Source organism: Nocardiopsis dassonvillei subsp. dassonvillei DSM 43111, from assembly GCF_000092985.1.
Classification (GTDB): domain Bacteria; phylum Actinomycetota; class Actinomycetes; order Streptosporangiales; family Streptosporangiaceae; genus Nocardiopsis; species Nocardiopsis dassonvillei.
Genome location: NC_014210.1, coordinates 3650611 through 3665968 on the forward strand (window position 1 = coordinate 3650611; position 15358 = coordinate 3665968).

The following is a 15358-nucleotide window of genomic DNA, read 5'->3' on the forward strand; positions in this document are numbered from 1 at the left end:
GGGGTTCGTCACGGTTCGCACAGGGCAGACCACGCCTGGTGCCCGCAGACTCAGGACGCTACCGCACTCTCACGGCGGGTGCCGGGCGAATTCCAAAATGGGTGTGACGTGGGCACGGGGACCGTGGACGCGGTCGCCGGAGGGGGCCCCGCGAACGCGTACGGGCGCGCCGGCCCCGGGGGGTCGGCGCGCCCGTACACGGCTTCGGCGGGGCTCAGGCGGTGAAGGCCTTGCGGTGCTCCTCGACGACCGAGCGCAGCTTCTCCAGCTGCTCGGCCACGCGCACGGGGGCGGTGCCGCCCTTGTCGGAGCGCGAGGCCAGCGAGCCGGACACGCTGAGGACCTCGCGCACGGCCGGGGTCAGGTGCTCTGAGACGGCGGCGAGGTCGTCGTCGCCGAGGTCGGGCAGGTCGATGCCGCGCTCCTCGCACACGCGCACGCAGGCGCCCGCGATCTCGTGCGCCTCCCGGAAGGGCACGCGCTCGCGCACCAGCCACTCGGCGATGTCGGTGGCCAGGGAGAAGCCCTGCGGGGCGAGTTCGGCCATCCGGTCGGTGTGGAAGGTGAGGGTGGCGACCATGCCGGTCATCGCGGGCAGCAGCAGGTGGAGGGTGTCCACCGCGTCGAAGACCGGTTCCTTGTCCTCCTGCAGGTCCCGGTTGTAGGCCAGCGGGAGCCCCTTGAGGGTGGTGAGCAGCCCGGTGAGGTCGCCGACGAGGCGCCCGGCCTTGCCGCGGGCGAGTTCGGCGACGTCGGGGTTCTTCTTCTGGGGCATGATCGAGGAGCCGGTGGAGAAGGCGTCGTCGAGTGTGACGAAGGAGAACTCCTTCGTCGCCCACAGGATGACCTCCTCCGAGAGCCGGGACAGGTCCACGCCGATCATGGCGGTGACGAAGGCGAACTCGGCGACGACGTCGCGGGCGGCGGTGCCGTCGATGGAGTTGTCCACCGAGTCGGGGAAGCCCAGCTCGGCGGCGACCGCGCGGGGGTCCAGTCCCAGGGAGGACCCGGCCAGCGCGCCGGAGCCGTAGGCGGACACCGCGGCGCGGCGGTCCCAGTCGCGCAGCCGCTCGACGTCGCGCACCAAGGGCCAGGCGTGCGCCATGAGCTGGTGGGCGAGCAGCACGGGCTGGGCGTGCTGGAGGTGGGTGCGGCCGGGCATGGCGGCGTCCGGGTGGGCCGCGGCCTGGTCGGCCAGGGCCCGCACCAGGTCCAGGATCTGGTCGGCGATCTGCCGGGCCTCCTCGCGCAGGTACATGCGCACGAGGGTGGCGATCTGGTCGTTGCGGGAGCGGCCGGCGCGCAGCCGCCCGCCCAGTTCGGTGCCGACCCGCTCGATGAAGCCGCGCTCCAGGGCGGTGTGCACGTCCTCGTCCTCCAGGACGGGGGTGAACGCCCCGGAGGCCACGTCGGCCTCCAGCCGGTCCAGGCCCTCGATCATGCGGTCCAGCTCGTCGGCGGTGAGCAGGCCCGCCCGGTGCAGGGCGCGGGCGTGGGCGCGCGAACCGGCGATGTCGTGGCGGGCCAGGCGCCAGTCGAAGTGGGTGCTCAGCGACAGGCGCGCCAGGGCCTGGTCGGGGCCGCCCTCGAAACGGCCTCCCCACAGGCGCAGCGCCTCGGGCTGGTCGGCCATGGTGGTCTCTCCTTGACGTGTGGTGCGGCGGTGCGGGGCCGGGGCCCCGCGTCCGCTCGGGTGCTACGTGCGCGGGCGCCGGTCGCGGGCCCGGCGGTCCCGGCGGGGGTCCGGGACGTCCTCGTACGAGGTTACGGTCTGCGGTCGGCCAGTCGCAGGAGGGCGGCGGCCAGGTCCTCGCCGCCCTGGGGGTCGCGGGAGATGACCAGGATGGTGTCGTCCCCCGCGATGGTGCCCAGGATGGCGTGGAAGTCGGTGTGGTCGATGGCCGAGGCCAGGTACTGGGCCGCGCCGGGCGGGGTGCGGACGATGACCATGTTGGCGGAGGCCTCGGCCGAGACCAGCAGGTCCTCGGCGAGCCGGGTCAGGCGCGCGCCGGAGACCTGTTCCAGGCCCAGGCTGTCGGGGCGGGTGCGCTGGAGGCGTTCGCCCCCCTCCCCCGGCAGCACGTAGACCAGGTGGCCGTCGGCGGTGCGGAGCTTGACGGCACCCAGTTCGTCCAGGTCCCGGGAGAGGGTGGCCTGGGTGACCTGGACGCCCGCCTCGGACAGGCGCCTGGCCAGCTCGCCCTGGGACCTGACGTCCTCCCGGGTGAGGACGTCGGTGATCCTGGCGTGTCTGGCCGCCTTGGTCATCGGCGCCGTGCCGCCGTTCTCCGCCGTCATGGGCGGACGGCCCCGGGGTTGTCGCTGGCCTCCAGCAGGAAGGCGAGCAGGGCCTTCTGGGCGTGGCGGCGGTTCTCGGCCTCGTCCCAGACCACGCTCTGCGGCCCGTCGATGACCTCGGCGGAGACCTCCTTGCCGCGGTAGGCGGGCAGGCAGTGCAGGACGATCGCCTCGGGGTGGGCGGTGGCGAGCAGGTCGGCGTCGATCGCGTAGGGGCGGAAGGGCGCCTCGCGGTCGGCGGCCTCGTCCTCCTGGCCCATGGACACCCAGGTGTCGGTGGCCAGGACGTCGGCCCCCCGGGCGGCCTCGCGGGCGTCGGCGGTGACCGTGACCGACCCGCCGGTGGTGGCGGCGATCTCGGCGGCGCGCGCGACCACCGCGGGGTCGGGCTGGTGCCCCTCGGGCGCGCCGACGCGCACGTGGAGTCCGGCGGTGGCGCCGCCGAGCAGGTAGGAGTGGGCCATGTTGTTGGCGCCGTCGCCCAGGTAGGCGAGGGTGAGCCCGGCCAGGTCGCCCTTGTGCTCGCGGACGGTCTGCAGGTCGGCCAGGATCTGGCAGGGGTGGAACTCGTCGGTGAGGGAGTTGACCACCGGGACGGAGATGTGGGCGGCCAGGGTCTCCAGGTCGCTCTGGGCGAAGGTGCGCCACACGACGGCGGCGACCTGGCGTTCCAGGACGCGGGCGGTGTCCTCCAGGGGCTCGCCGCGGCCCATCTGGGTGCTCGCGGTGTCCAGGACCAGGGCGCTGCCGCCCAGGTCGGCCACGCCCACGGCGAAGGACAGCCGGGTTCGGGTGGAGGGCTTGTCGAAGAGCAGGGCGACGGTGCGCGGACCGGCGAGCGGCCGGTGGCCGAAGCGGTCCTTCTTCATGTCGTCGGCGAGGTCGAGGACCCGGGCCTGTTCGTCCGGGGTCAGGTCGTCGTCGCGCAGGAAGTGGCGGGTCACGGCTACTGCTGCTCCTTCGTCGCTGCGGCCTCGGCTGCGTCCAGGATGGTGGGCAGCGCCTCGATGAACAGGCCGATCTGTTCGGGTGTGATGACCAGGGGCGGGGCGATCCGGATCGCGTGCGGCGCCACGGCGTTGACGAGGAAGCCGCGGACGGCCGCCTGTTCCTGCACGTGGGCGGCGTGCGGCGCGGTGAGCTCCAGGGCCCGCCACAGTCCGCTGCCGCGCTGTCCGGCCAGCAGGGGGTGGTCGATGGTGTCGAGCTGCTCGGCGAGCAGGTCGCCCATGACCGCGGTGTGGGCGAGCAGGTTCTCGCTCTCGATGGTGTCGAGGACGGCGAGGGCCGCCGCGCAGGCCACCGGGTTGCCGCCGAAGGTGGAGCCGTGGTCGCCCTTGGCGAAGGCGTCGGCGTAGCGGCCGAAGCCGACGCAGGCGCCGATGGGCAGGCCGCCGCCCAGGCCCTTGGCGAGGGTGAGCACGTCGGGGCGCACGTCCTCGGCCTGGTGGGCGAACCAGAGGCCGGTGCGGCCGATGCCGCTCTGGATCTCGTCGAGGACGAAGGCGGCGCCGGTGTCGTCGCAGATCCGCCGGACCCCGGCGAGGTACCCCTCGGGGGCGGGGACGACCCCGGCCTCGCCCTGGGTGGGTTCGGTGAACACCGCGACGCAGTGCTCGTCGACGGCGTCGGCGAGGGCGTCCAGGTCGCCGTGGGGCACGAAGCGCACGTCCATGCCGAAGGGGCCGAAGGGCTCGCGGATGGCCTCCTTGCCGGTGAGGGCGAGGGCGCCGGAGGTGCGGCCGTGGAAGCCGTGGGACGCGGCGACGAAGTAGTGGCGGCCGGGCCCGGCGGCGCGCTTGACCAGCTTGAGCGCGGCCTCGTTGGCCTCGGTGCCGGAGTTGGTGAAGAAGACCTTGGCGTCGCCGCCCACGAGGCCGATCAGGCGCTCGGCGAGTTGGACCTCGCGTTCGTGGACGAACAGGTTGCTGGTGTGGGCGAGCGTGGCCGCCTGGTGGGCGACCGCCTTGACCAGTGCGGGGTGCCCGTGTCCGAGGCTGGAGACGGCGATCCCGGCGATGAGGTCGAGGTACTGGCGGCCGTCGGCGTCGTAGACCTCGCAGCCGCGCCCGAGGGTGAGGGCGATGGGCGGGACGCCGTAGGTGGGCATGAGCGAGGCGGCGAAGCGCTCGCGCAGGTGGGAACCGTTGGTCACTGTGCGCCTCCTGCGTTGGTGACGGTGGTGTGGTTGTCGCGCCAGGGGCGCGGAGCGTGGTCGTTGCCCGCGAGCAGGGCGGCCTCCAGTTCCTCGTCGGCGACCATGGTGCCCACGCCCTGGTCGGTGAAGACCTCCAGGAGCAGGGAGTGGGGCACGCGGCCGTCGATGATGTGGGCCTGGGGGACGCCGCCCTCCACGGCGTTCAGGCAGGCCTCCATCTTGGGGAGCATCCCCGAGGACAGGGAGGGCAGCAGCGCGCGCAGTTCGTCGGCGTTCAGACGACTGATCAGCTCGGTGTTGCTGGGGTAGTCGGAGAACAGGCCCTCGACGTCGGTGAGCACGATGAGCTTGCTGGCGCCCAGGGCCACCGCGAGGGCGGAGGCGGCGGTGTCGGCGTTGACGTTGTAGACGCCGCCGTCGTCGGCGCGGGCGACGCTGGAGACCACGGGGATGCGGCCGTCGTCCAGAAGCGCGGCGACGGCTCCGGGGTCGACCCCGGTGATCTCGCCGACGCGGCCGATGTCGACGGTCTCTCCGTCCACCTCGACGGTCTTGCGCACGGCGGACAGCAGGTTGGCGTCCTCGCCGGACATGCCGACGGCGAAGGGGCCGTGCTGGTTGACCAGGCCGACGATCTCGCGGTTGACCTGGCCGGTGAGGACCATGCGGACGATGTCCATGGCCTCGTCGGTGGTCACGCGCAGCCCGGCGGTGAAGGTGGACTCCACTCCGGCGCGTTCGAGCTGGGCGCTGATCTGGGGTCCGCCGCCGTGCACGACGACGGGGCGCAGGCCCGCGTAGCGCAGGAAGACGACGGACTCGGCGAAGCGGGCCCGCAGTTCCTCGCTGATCATGGCGTTGCCGCCGTACTTGACCACGACGGTGCGGCCGTGGAAGCGGGAGAGCCAGGGCAGCGCCTCGATGAGGTGGGCCGCCTTGTCCAGGGCGTGGGCCCTGGCCGGGTCGTCGGTGGTGTGGGGTGAGCGCGCGATCATGAGTTCTGGGCCCGGTCGTGGTCGGTGGCGGGGGTGTCGGCGCGCAGCTGGGTGGCCAGCTCGGCCAGCACCTCGGTGAGCAGTGCGGCGAGGTCGTCCTCGCGGGGGGACGTGCCGCTGGCTCCGCTGGCCATGAGCAGCACGGTGTCGTTGGCGGCGGTCAGGGGGCCGAGGGAGGCCGCGACGGCGTCGGCGAGCAGGCGCCGGCACTGGTCGGCGGTGACGTCGGCGTCGGTGGTGAGCACGCACAGCGCGGTGGACAGGGAGGCGTCCGGGCCCTTGGCCATGGCGCCGACGGTGTAGCCGTCGCCGCGCCGGAAGGCGATCTTGGCGACGGTGTCGGTGGTGCGGATCGCGTCCGCGGCGTCCAGCCCGCCGCCGCGCGAGGCCTGGGCCAGGGCGGCCGTGACGCCCCGGAGCAGGGCGTCGGGACCGGTGCGCCCGCCCACGGGTCCGGCCGAGCAGAGCACGACCTCGGCGGCGGAGTCGTCGAGCAGGTCCGCGGTGTGCTCGGCGGCGGCGTGGACCTCCTGGAAGCCCGCGTCGCCCCCGCCGGAGTCGATGACGGCGGCTCGCACGCGCTCGCCGAGGAGGACCTGCTGGGACCACAGGACGGGGGCGGCCCTGTCCTCGGCGGCGGTGAAGACGGCTCCGGCGGCACGGGAGGGGCCGTCGTTGACGACCACGGCGACGTCCCGGGCGCCGCCGTCCCTGAGCCCGGCGGCGACCCCGGCCGCCCGGAAGCCCCGGGGCGCGGTGACGCTCACGGGGCGACCGCCGCGAGCGGGAGGCCGGTGTCCTCGGGCAGGCCGAGGGCGAGGTTGGTGCTCTGGACGGCGCCGCCCGCGGTGCCCTTGGTGAGGTTGTCCAGGGCGGCGACGGCGACCATGCGGCCCGCGTCGGGGTCGACGGTGACCTGCACGAGGGTGGTGTTGGCAGCGAGCGTCATGGCGGTGCTGGGCCAGGTGCCCTCGGGGAGCAGGTGGACGAAGGGCTCGTCGGCGTAGGCGGTCTGGTAGGCCGCGCGGACCCGCTCGGCGGTGGCGCCCTCCTTCAGGGGCGCGGTGCAGGTGGCCAGGATGCCGCGGGGCAGCGGGGCCAGGACCGGGGTGAAGGAGAGCCTGACCGGTTCGCCGGTGACCGCGGTGAGGTTCTGGATGATCTCGGGGTTGTGCCGGTGGGTGCCGCCGACCCCGTAGGGGCTGAGCGCGCCCATGACCTCGCTGCCGACGAGGTTGGGCTTGGGCGCCTTGCCCGCGCCGGAGGTGCCCGTGACGGCGACGACGGTCAGGTCGGGCTCGACGAGCTGTTCGGCCAGTCCCGGGAAGAGGGCCAGTGTGGCGACGGTGACGTGGCAGCCGGGGACGGCGACGCGGCGGGCGCCGGCGAGTCGCTCGCGCTGTCCGGGGAGTTCGGGGAGACCATAGGGCCAGGTCCCGGCGTGCGGGGTGCCGTAGAAGCGTTCCCAGGCGGCGGCGTCGTTGAGGCGGAAGTCGGCGCCGCAGTCGACCACGAGGGTGTCGTCTCCGAGCTGCTGGGCGATGTCGGCGGACTGGCCGTGCGGGAGGGCCAGGTAGACGACGTCGTGGCCGCGCAGCTCCTCGACGGTGGTGGGCGCCAGGATCCGGTCGGCCAGCGGCAGCAGGTGCGGCTGGTGCTGGATGAGGGGGGTCCCGGCGTTGCCTCCTGCGGTGACCGCGCCGATGGAGATCTCGGGGTGTCCCAGGAGCAGGCGCAGCAGCTCGCCTCCCGCGTAGCCGCTGGCTCCGGCGATGGCCGCTGTGTGTCCCATGGTGGTGCCCCCTGATCAGTTCGACTGAACTATCATGCACTCACATGCAAATGTATGCAACCAGATTCGCCGAGGCCCCCGCCACTGTGCGCGGGGTCTCATGGCGACCGATCGGTGTGCTGGGAATGCCCCCGGGGCCGGGGCAGAGCGCTCCGGTGGCCGTCACCACGCGCCCGTGTGCGTACGGATTCCCCGTCCGCACCGGGGGTGCCCCTTTTCGGGCGGCCCCGGCCAGGCACCCGTAGAAGCCGGGCTGAGCCTGGAGCCAGCGCGGTCGGCGCGGGACCTCCCGGTGACAGCGACCACGCCCCCTGGAACCCGGGCTGGCGGGAAGGCCCCGGGGCTGGCGTACGACCTCCCCGCGCCGCTCCCCGCGTCAGCGGCCCGAGATACGGGTGGCGATCCCGGCCAGACGCGAGGTGTGCGCCCTGTCCTCGGTCCGCGACTCGCGGCGGTCGGCGCTCCGGTACAGCCCGTGGATGACCTGCGTGCCCACCCAGCGCAGGGGCTCGGGCTCCCAGCCGCGGTCGCGGTGGCCCACCCACGGCAGGCGGGTCAGGTCGGTCTCGCGGCGCAGGACCAGGTCGCGCAGGGTGCGCCCGGCCAGGTTGCTGGCGGCCACGCCGCTGCCCGCGTAACCGCCCGCCCAGCCCAGGCCGGTCTCGGCGTCCAGGTGCACGGTGGGACGCCAGTCGCGCGGCACCCCCAGCACACCGGACCAGGCGTGCTCGACCGGCACGTCGGCCACATCGGGGAACATGCGGGTGAGCGCCCGCCACAGTTCGGCGATGGCCTGCGGCTGGGTGGCGCCCTCCTCCTCCTGGGCCGAGCCGAAGCGGTGCGGGACGCCGCGCCCGCCGATCGCGATGCGGTCGTCGGCCGTGCGCTGGGCGTAGACGTGGGAGTGGGCGGTGTCGCCCAGCAGCTCCCGGCCCTCCCAGCCGATCTTCTCCCAGAGTTCGGCGGGAACGGGCTCGGTGACGATCATCGAGGAGTTCACCGGCTGCCAGTCGCGGCGCTGTCCGCGCAGGGTGGAGGTGAAGCCCTCGGTGGCGCGCACGACGTGGTCGGCGTAGACGGTGCCGTGCCCGGTGACGACCGCCGGGCGGGCCGCGCCCTGGCGGGGGCGGATCTCCTCCACCTCGGTGCCCTCGAAGAGGGCCACGCCCAGGTCCTCCACCACCCGGGCCAGCCCCGTGACCAGCTTGGCGGGCTGCACGCGGGCGGCGTGCGGCGAGTAGGCGCAGGCGACGGCCCCCGACACCGACAGCCGGGGCTCGTGCTCACCGTCGAGCAGGTGGATGTCGTCGGGCCAGTAGCCCCACTCCTGGAGGTACTCGATGTCCTCGGCCAGGCGCTGGCGCTGGGCGGCGTTGGTGGCCACCAGGCGCATGCCGCCGCGGACGACGTCGGCGTCGACGCCCTCGGCCTCGGCGACCGAGACCACCTCGGTGACGGTGTCCATCATCGCCCGCTGCAGGGCGACCATCGCGGCCTTGCCGTGTGACTGCGCGTAACGCTCGCGGGAGCCCGCGAACTCCGCGGACAGCCACCCTCCGTTGCGGCCCGAGGCGCCGAACCCGGCGAACTCACGTTCGACCACCGCCACGCGCAGGTCCGGCTGCTCCTTCTTGAGGTAGTAGGCGGTCCACAGGCCCGTGTACCCGGCTCCGACCACGCAGACGTCGTAGTCAGCGGTGCCGGGCAGGGGTGCGCGGCGCTCGGGGAGCCCGGTCTCGCGGAACCAGAAGGAGACGCCTCCGTTGGCGAAGCGCGAGGACCGTGGAATCGCTCTCATCTGCGCGGCAGTGGTGAACAGACCCATGTTTCCCCCCGAAAAACTGTGCGCTCACGGTCCACCCCGCGGGACCCACGAACTTCCGCCAACCTACACGGGAACGGCGGCCGGTGGGATGTCCTCCCCGCCTTCGGGTCCGGTGGCGCACCGGCGGGGCGTGGATTCGGCTACCCAGAGTTCCGACACGAACGCGCCGTCAGCAGCAGGAGCTGTCACGGAGCGTACGCGCGATGGCGGCGAGCCGGCGCACCCCGTCCTCGCCGAGCGGGCCCAGGACGTGTTCGCGCAGCCGCTCGACGTGTCTGGTGCGCGCCTGGCCGATGAAGTCCAGGCCGCTGTCGGTGAGGACGGCGTAGACGACCCGGCGGTCCGAGGCGCAGTTCTCCCGTTCCAGGTAGCCCTCGCGCTCCAGGCGGTCCGCGAGCTTGGTGAACCCGCCCGTGCTCAGGCTGACCTCACGGGCCAGGCGGCTCATGGGCAGCCGGTGGCCGGGTGTGCGCTGGAGGCGTATGAGCACCTCGAACCACGGTCCGGCCATGTCCTTGCCGTCCGGGGTGATGCCGCCCAGGAGCTTGGGCTGAACGACGTTCATGGCCTCGTGGACCAGCCCCCATGCGGTGATGAGGTCGTCGTCGCTCGTCGCGCCGCCCGCGTCACCCGCCCCGCTCGCGCCGCCCGTGGCCTCCATCGGCTCTGTGGTCATGTCCGCTCCCTGTCCCTCCCCGGGGCGGACGCCGACGCGCATCCAACCCACAAGAAATATCTTCCCAGTAAATTTTACTCGACGCGGAACGTTTCGCCCAGTGGATTTGTCCCGAACACGTCACACCCGGCGCACGGGGTCGCGCACCGGGTCGGGAAGGCGGCTGTGGGAAGGGGTCGGAGGAGGGCGGTCGTGGAACGAGGTTTCCTCCACGGGGCCCCGCCGACGACACGGCGGGGCCCCGCGGTCAGTGCCGGGCCGCGACCGCGTCCAGCGCGGCCGACAGGGTGGACACCATGTGGTCGATCTGCTCCCAGGTGATGATGAGCGGCGGCGAGACGAGCAGCGCCGTCGGGATCGGCCGTACGATCACACCGCGGGCCCGCGCCTCGGCGAACACCTCCTGGGTGGTGATCCCCCGCCCGTTCAGTGCCTCCTCGGTGAGTTCCACCGCGCCCATGACGCCCAGGCCCGAGCGGACCTCGGCCACCATCGGGTGGTCGGCCAGGCCGCGCAGGGCGCCGTCCAGCTGGCGCTCGATCTCCAGCGACACCGTGAACAGGTCCTCGCGCTCCAGGATGTCCAGGTTGGCCATCGCCGCCGCGCACGCCGTCGGGTGCCCGGCGTAGGTGGTTCCGTGCAGGAACGGGTTGCCCTCGCCGTTGTAGAAGGGGTCGGCCACGCGTCCGCTGACCACGACGCCGCCCAGCGGCAGGTACCCGCTGGAGACGCCCTTGGCGAAGACGATCATGTCCGGGTCGACACCGAAGCGCTCGATGCCGAACCAGTTCCCCAGCCGGGCGAAACCGCAGATGACGCTGTCCACGACGAACAGCACGCCGTACTTGTGGCAGATCCGCGACACCTCGGCGAAGTAGTTCTCCTCCGGCAGGAAGACCCCGCCCGCGCCGACCACCGGCTCGGCGAAGAAGGCCGCGACCCGCTCGGGGCCGACCCTGAGGATCTCCGCCTCCAGGGCCTCGGCCGAGTCGTGGGGCACCACGGAGGTGTCCTCGACCAGCCTGCCGTAGCCGCTGCGGAACCGGTCCATGCCCGAGATGCTCGTGCCGAACCCGTGCAGACCGTGGTAACCGCCGGTCCGGCTGATCAGGTGGGTGCGCCCGGGCTGGCCGGTCACCGCCCAGTACCGCCGCGCCAGCTTGGCGGCCGTGTCGATGGACTCCCCTCCCCCGCAGGTCAGGATCACCCGCGGGTCGGCCACCGGGGCGTGCGAGGCCAGGCGTTCGCACAGTTCCACGGCGGGCCCGTTGGCGAAGTCCCCGTAGACCGTGTAGGCGTCCAGGGTGCTGATCTGGCGGTGGACCGCGTCCGCGATCTCGGTACGGCCGTGGCCGACGTTGCAGTACCAGAGGCTGGCCGTACCGTCCAGGTAGCGGTCCCCGGAGCTGTCCCAGAGCCACACGCCCTCGGCGCGGGCCACCATGAACTCCGGACCCCTGACCACCGTGTTCATATCGCAGAAGGTGTGCCAGAGGCGGCTGGGCTCCCGCTGTTGCGTGGGAGTGAGTGCGGACGAGACAACCGTTTCGGTCATATGGCGACCTCCGAGCCGTGTCATGCGCGAGAGCGCAGTGGAAAACTCAGGTTGATCCAGCCTGCACACGGGCGCCCGTTGGTGGCAGGTGCTTGCAGGCTAAGCGTGCGACCCGCCTCACAGCAAGAGCCAAAACGAAGATCCATGCCCCGAAACACAAACTTCATGCCGGCTACCCTCGGGGGTCGGCGCCAAAACCCTTGCTGGGCTGGAAAAACTCGCCGAAAAACAATCTGGAATCCGGGCCCGCCGCCGGAGCTTTCACCGATACGGCTGGCGTGGCGTGACGGTGTGCGACCCGCGCGCCACACGCGGCGCGCGGCCCCGCGTACACACGAGGGCGGGGCCGGCCACCCCGTACTCGGGAAGTGACCGGCCCCGCCCTGACCCAAACACCCGCGCCTCGACCGCGCGGAACAGGCCTTCCCCGTCAGCCGCGCAGGACGGCACCCGTGCGCTCGGTCGCCAGGGCGACGGCCGCGTCGCGGGCCGCTCCGGCCTCCTCCGCCGTCAGCGTCCGGTCGGCGGCCCGGAAGCGCAGGGCGAAGGCCACCGACTTGCTGCCCTCGCCGACCTGGTCGCCGGTGTAGACGTCGAACAGGCGCACGCTCTCCAGCAGTTCACCGGCGCCCTCGGCCAGCGCGGCGCTGACCCGCCCGACCGGCACCGAGGAGTCCACGACCAGGGCCACGTCCTGCGTGGCCACCGGGTACGTGGAGATCTCCGGCGCGGTGACCGGGGTGCGGGCCCGCTCGATCCGGTCGAGTTCGACCTCCACGGCGGCCGTGCGCTCGGGCAGCCCGAAGGCCTGGACGGTGCGCGGGTGCAGCTCTCCGGCGTGGCCCACGAGCAGGCGCTCCCCGTCCACGCGCACGTACAGCGCGGCGCAGCGGCCCGGGTGCCACGGGGCGTGCTGGTCGGCCTCGACCTCCAGCTCGACCCCCGCCACGCGGGCGACGTCGCGCGCGGTCTGGACCGCGTCGGCCCAGCCGGCCTCCCGGCCCGGGCCCCACCATCCGGCGCGTTCGGCGTGGCCGGAGATCACCGCGCCCACCCGGCGCGGCTGGTCCGGCAGGGCCGCCTCGATCCGGGCCAGCTCCTCGGCGTCGGGCCCGCGGTCCACCGCGAGCATGGGCGCGCGGGGGGCGCCGGGCCTGGGCCGGTAGACCAGGCCCGTCTCGTACAGGGCCACGTCGGTGAACCCGCGGCCCGTGTTGCGGGCCAGCGCCTTGAACAGCCCCGGCAGCAGCGTGGTGCGCAGCAGCGGCTCGCCCTCGTTGAGCGGGTTGGCCAGGCGCAGGGCGTCGCGGCGGTCGTCGTCGGCCGCCAACTGGAGGCCGTCGAGGTCGCGTTCACCGACGAAGGGGTAGTTCAGCACCTCGTGGAAGCCGGTCCCGGCCAGGGCGCGGCCGACCGCGCGGCGCAGACGCTGGCTCGCGGTCAGGCCGCGGCCCGAGGCGCGCGGGCGGATCGAGGGGATGTTCTCGTAACCCTCGAAGCGGATGACCTCCTCGGCGAGGTCGTTGGGGTCGGTGATGTCGGGTCGCCAGCTGGGCGGAACGACCCTCAGCAGGTCCCCGTCGGCCTCCACCTCGCAGCCGACGGCGCGCAGCCAGCGCTGCGTGGTGCCCTCGGGGTAGTCCACCCCGGCGACGGCGCCCGCGTGGGAGGCCCGTACCGTGACCGGCTCGCGCGCGGCGGTGCGGTCCAGGTGGGTGTAGGCGGTCTCGACGGTGGCGCCGCCCAACTCCGCGAGCAGTTCGACCGCGCGTGTGGCGGCGGCCAGCTGCACGGCCGAGTCCACGCCCCGCTCGAAGCGGCGGGAGGACTCCGAGGACAGCTGGTGGCGCCGCGAGGCGCGGGCGATGTGCATGGCGTCGAAGTGCGCGGCCTCGACCAGCACCTCGGTGCTGGTCAGGGAGATCTCCGTGGTCAGGCCGCCCATGACCCCGGCGATGTTGACCGGGCCGCTGTCGTCGGCGATGACGATGTCGTCGGTGTCCAGGGAGCGCTGGACGTGGTCCAGGGTCTCCAGCTTCTCCCCCGCCTCGGCGGCGCGCACCCGCAGGGCCCCCCGCAGCTGGGCGCGGTCCCAGGCGTGCAGCGGCTGGCCGAGTTCGAGCATCACGTAGTTGGTGACGTCGACGGCCAGGGAGATGGGGCGCACGCCGCACTGGTGCAGGCGGCGCTTCATCCACAGCGGGCTGGGCGCGTCGGGGTCGAACCCGGTGGCGCCGCGCAGGACGTAGCGGTCGCACAGGGCCGGGTCGATCTCGGCGGGGTGGCCCTCGCCGCCGGACTCGGCGACGGCGACGTCGGCCGGGTCGTGGAAGTCCACCCCGTACAGCGCGGCGGCGTCGCGGGCCACGCCGCGCAGGGACAGCGCGTAGCCGCGGTCGGGCGTGACGGCGATGTCCAGGACGTCCTCGCGCAGGCCGAGCGGCCCGATGGCGTCCTCGCCCACCGCGCCGAAGCCCTCGGGCAGCACGATGATGCCGCTGTGGTCCTCCCACAGGCCCAGCTCGCTGGCCGAGCAGATCATGCCCGCCGACATCCGGCCGTAGGTCTTGCGGGCGCCGATCCGGAAGCCGCCGGGCAGTTCGGCGCCGGGCAGGCAGACCACGACCAGGTCGCCCTCGGAGAAGTTGCGGGCGCCGCAGACGATCTCCTGCGGCTCTCCGGTGCCGTTGGCCCCGCCCACGTCCACCCGGCAGTAGCGGATGGGCTTCTTGAACCCGGTCAGCTCCTCGATCTCCAGCACGCGGCCGTACACGATGGGGCCGGTGATGTCGGAGCCGAGCTCGTCGACGGTCTCGACCTCCAGGCCCGCCAGCGTGAGGCGGCCGGCGAGTTCGCGGGCGGTGGTGCCGACCGGAAGGTCGACGTACTCCCGCAGCCAGCTCAGGGGGACGCGCATCAGTTCTCACTCCCGAACGCCGAGGTGAAGCGGATGTCGCCCTCGACCATGTCGTGCATGTCGCGCACCCCGTGCGCGAACATCAGTGTCCGTTCGATTCCCAGGCCGAAGGCCCAGCCCGTGTAGACCTCGGGGTCCACGCCCGCGGCGGTGAGCACGCGGGGGTTGACCACGCCGCAGCCGCCGATCTCGATCCAGCCCTCGCTGGAGCAGGTGCGGCAGGGCGCGTCCGGGTCGCCCACGGAGGCGCCCCGGCACACGAAGCACTCCATGTCGACCTCGGCGGAGGGCTCGGTGAAGGGGAAGTAGGAGGCGCGGAAGCGCGTGCGCAATCCCTCGCCGAACACGCCCTCGACGTAGGCGTCGATGGCTCCGCGCAGGTGGGCCAGGGTGACGCCCCGGTCCACGACCAGGCCCTCCAGCTGGTGGAAGACGGGGCTGTGGGTGGCGTCGAGCTCGTCGGTGCGGAAGGTCTTGCCGGGCGCGACCACGTACACCGGCAGCTCCCGCGAGAGCAGGGCGCGGATCTGCACCGGCGAGGTGTGCGTGCGCATGACCAGGCCGGACTCGCCCCCGTCCGGGCCCTGCACGAAGAAGGTGTCCTGCATGGTGCGGGCGGGGTGGTCGGGCTTGAAGTTGAGGGCGTCGAAGTTGAACCACTCGGCCTCGACCTCGGGGCCCTCGGCGATCTCGAAGCCCATGCCGACGAAGATGTCGGCCACGCGCTCGGCGACGGTGGTCAGCGGGTGGCGGGAGCCGCGCGGCGCCCGGTCCCAGGGCAGGGTGACGTCGACGCGCTCCTCGATGAGCACGCGCTCGTCGCGCTCGGCCTCCAGGACGACCTGGCGGGCCTTGAGCGCCTGGCCGACGTCGCGGCGGGCGCCGCCCACGCGCTTGCCCGCGTCGGCCTTGGCCGCGGGGGGGAGGGCGCCGATCTCACGGTTGGCCAGGGCCAGCGGGGAGCGGTCCGAGGCGTGCGCGAGCCGGACCTCCTTGAGTTCGGCGAGGTCGGCGGCCGCCTCGACGGCGGCCAGCGCCTCCTCGCGCATGCGGGCGACCTCGTCGGGGTGCAGGGAGGTCACCTCGACGGGGTCGAAGGAATTGTTCGGTGCAGACATGGTTGGTTGCCTCGCCGCCGACGT

The 15358-nt window shown here is 73.3% G+C and carries 12 protein-coding genes; all 12 read right to left on the reverse strand.

Annotated elements, in window-relative coordinates; all coding sequences use genetic code 11:
- Positions 1 to 214 precede the first annotated feature (214 nt).
- The gene (gene argH, locus NDAS_RS15075; protein WP_013154072.1) at positions 215 to 1633 is read right to left on the reverse strand and encodes an argininosuccinate lyase; all 1419 of its coding nucleotides are present in this window, start codon (positions 1631 to 1633) and stop codon (positions 215 to 217) included.
- 131 nt (positions 1634 to 1764) lie between these two features.
- Positions 1765 to 2298: an arginine repressor gene (locus NDAS_RS15080; protein WP_013154073.1), complete on the reverse strand. Its 534-nt coding sequence runs from the start codon at positions 2296 to 2298 to the stop codon at positions 1765 to 1767.
- Positions 2295 to 3242: an ornithine carbamoyltransferase gene (gene argF / locus NDAS_RS15085; RefSeq protein WP_013154074.1), complete on the reverse strand. Its 948-nt coding sequence runs from the start codon at positions 3240 to 3242 to the stop codon at positions 2295 to 2297. Before argF ends, NDAS_RS15080 begins: the two co-directional genes overlap by 4 nt.
- A gap of 2 nt (positions 3243 to 3244) precedes the next feature.
- On the reverse strand, positions 3245 to 4453 hold the full coding sequence (locus tag NDAS_RS15090) for an acetylornithine transaminase (RefSeq protein WP_013154075.1): 1209 nt from the start codon (positions 4451 to 4453) through the stop codon (positions 3245 to 3247).
- Positions 4450 to 5451 carry an acetylglutamate kinase gene (gene argB, locus NDAS_RS15095; RefSeq protein WP_013154076.1) on the reverse strand — a complete coding sequence of 334 codons (1002 nt, stop codon included), beginning with the start codon at positions 5449 to 5451 and terminating at the stop codon, positions 4450 to 4452. Before argB ends, NDAS_RS15090 begins: the two co-directional genes overlap by 4 nt.
- Positions 5448 to 6218 (reverse strand): bifunctional ornithine acetyltransferase/N-acetylglutamate synthase, encoded by a 771-nt coding sequence (locus NDAS_RS15100; RefSeq protein ID WP_013154077.1) that lies wholly within the window; start codon positions 6216 to 6218, stop codon positions 5448 to 5450. The genes argB and NDAS_RS15100 overlap by 4 nt, the downstream gene beginning before the upstream one ends.
- Positions 6215 to 7243, reverse strand: a complete 1029-nt coding sequence (gene argC / locus NDAS_RS15105) for an N-acetyl-gamma-glutamyl-phosphate reductase (RefSeq protein ID WP_013154078.1) — start codon at positions 7241 to 7243, stop codon at positions 6215 to 6217. The genes NDAS_RS15100 and argC overlap by 4 nt, the downstream gene beginning before the upstream one ends.
- A 376-nt stretch (positions 7244 to 7619) precedes the next feature.
- Positions 7620 to 9041, reverse strand: coding sequence for an NAD(P)/FAD-dependent oxidoreductase (locus NDAS_RS15110; RefSeq protein WP_041553191.1), 1422 nt, complete (start codon positions 9039 to 9041; stop codon positions 7620 to 7622).
- Between the two features lie 196 nt (positions 9042 to 9237).
- Positions 9238 to 9744 carry a MarR family winged helix-turn-helix transcriptional regulator gene (locus tag NDAS_RS15115; protein ID WP_013154080.1) on the reverse strand — a complete coding sequence of 169 codons (507 nt, stop codon included), beginning with the start codon at positions 9742 to 9744 and terminating at the stop codon, positions 9238 to 9240.
- 247 nt (positions 9745 to 9991) lie between these two features.
- Positions 9992 to 11218 (reverse strand): aminotransferase family protein, encoded by a 1227-nt coding sequence (locus tag NDAS_RS15120; protein ID WP_041552792.1) that lies wholly within the window; start codon positions 11216 to 11218, stop codon positions 9992 to 9994.
- A gap of 511 nt (positions 11219 to 11729) precedes the next feature.
- Entirely contained in the window at positions 11730 to 14216 is a 2487-nt protein-coding gene (pheT, locus tag NDAS_RS15125; protein ID WP_013154082.1) for a phenylalanine--tRNA ligase subunit beta, read from the reverse strand.
- Entirely contained in the window at positions 14216 to 15334 is a 1119-nt protein-coding gene (pheS, locus tag NDAS_RS15130) for a phenylalanine--tRNA ligase subunit alpha (RefSeq protein ID WP_013154083.1), read from the reverse strand. Before pheS ends, pheT begins: the two co-directional genes overlap by 1 nt.
- Positions 15335 to 15358 lie beyond the last annotated feature (24 nt).

What these genes read in the sequence shown, in the direction of transcription:
- argH (WP_013154072.1), bottom strand. Translation starts at nt 1,633, where the DNA reads ATGGCCGACCAGCCCGAGGCGCTGCGCCTGTGGGGAGGCCGTTTCGAG.
- NDAS_RS15080 (WP_013154073.1), bottom strand. Translation starts at nt 2,298, where the DNA reads ATGACGGCGGAGAACGGCGGCACGGCGCCGATGACCAAGGCGGCCAGA.
- argB (WP_013154076.1), bottom strand. Translation starts at nt 5,451, where the DNA reads ATGATCGCGCGCTCACCCCACACCACCGACGACCCGGCCAGGGCCCAC.
- argC (WP_013154078.1), bottom strand. Translation starts at nt 7,243, where the DNA reads ATGGGACACACAGCGGCCATCGCCGGAGCCAGCGGCTACGCGGGAGGC.
- NDAS_RS15110 (WP_041553191.1), bottom strand. Translation starts at nt 9,041, where the DNA reads ATGAGAGCGATTCCACGGTCCTCGCGCTTCGCCAACGGAGGCGTCTCC.
- NDAS_RS15115 (WP_013154080.1), bottom strand. Translation starts at nt 9,744, where the DNA reads ATGACCACAGAGCCGATGGAGGCCACGGGCGGCGCGAGCGGGGCGGGT.
- NDAS_RS15120 (WP_041552792.1), bottom strand. Translation starts at nt 11,218, where the DNA reads ATGAACACGGTGGTCAGGGGTCCGGAGTTCATGGTGGCCCGCGCCGAG.
- pheT (WP_013154082.1), bottom strand. Translation starts at nt 14,216, where the DNA reads ATGCGCGTCCCCCTGAGCTGGCTGCGGGAGTACGTCGACCTTCCGGTC.
- pheS (WP_013154083.1), bottom strand. Translation starts at nt 15,334, where the DNA reads ATGTCTGCACCGAACAATTCCTTCGACCCCGTCGAGGTGACCTCCCTG.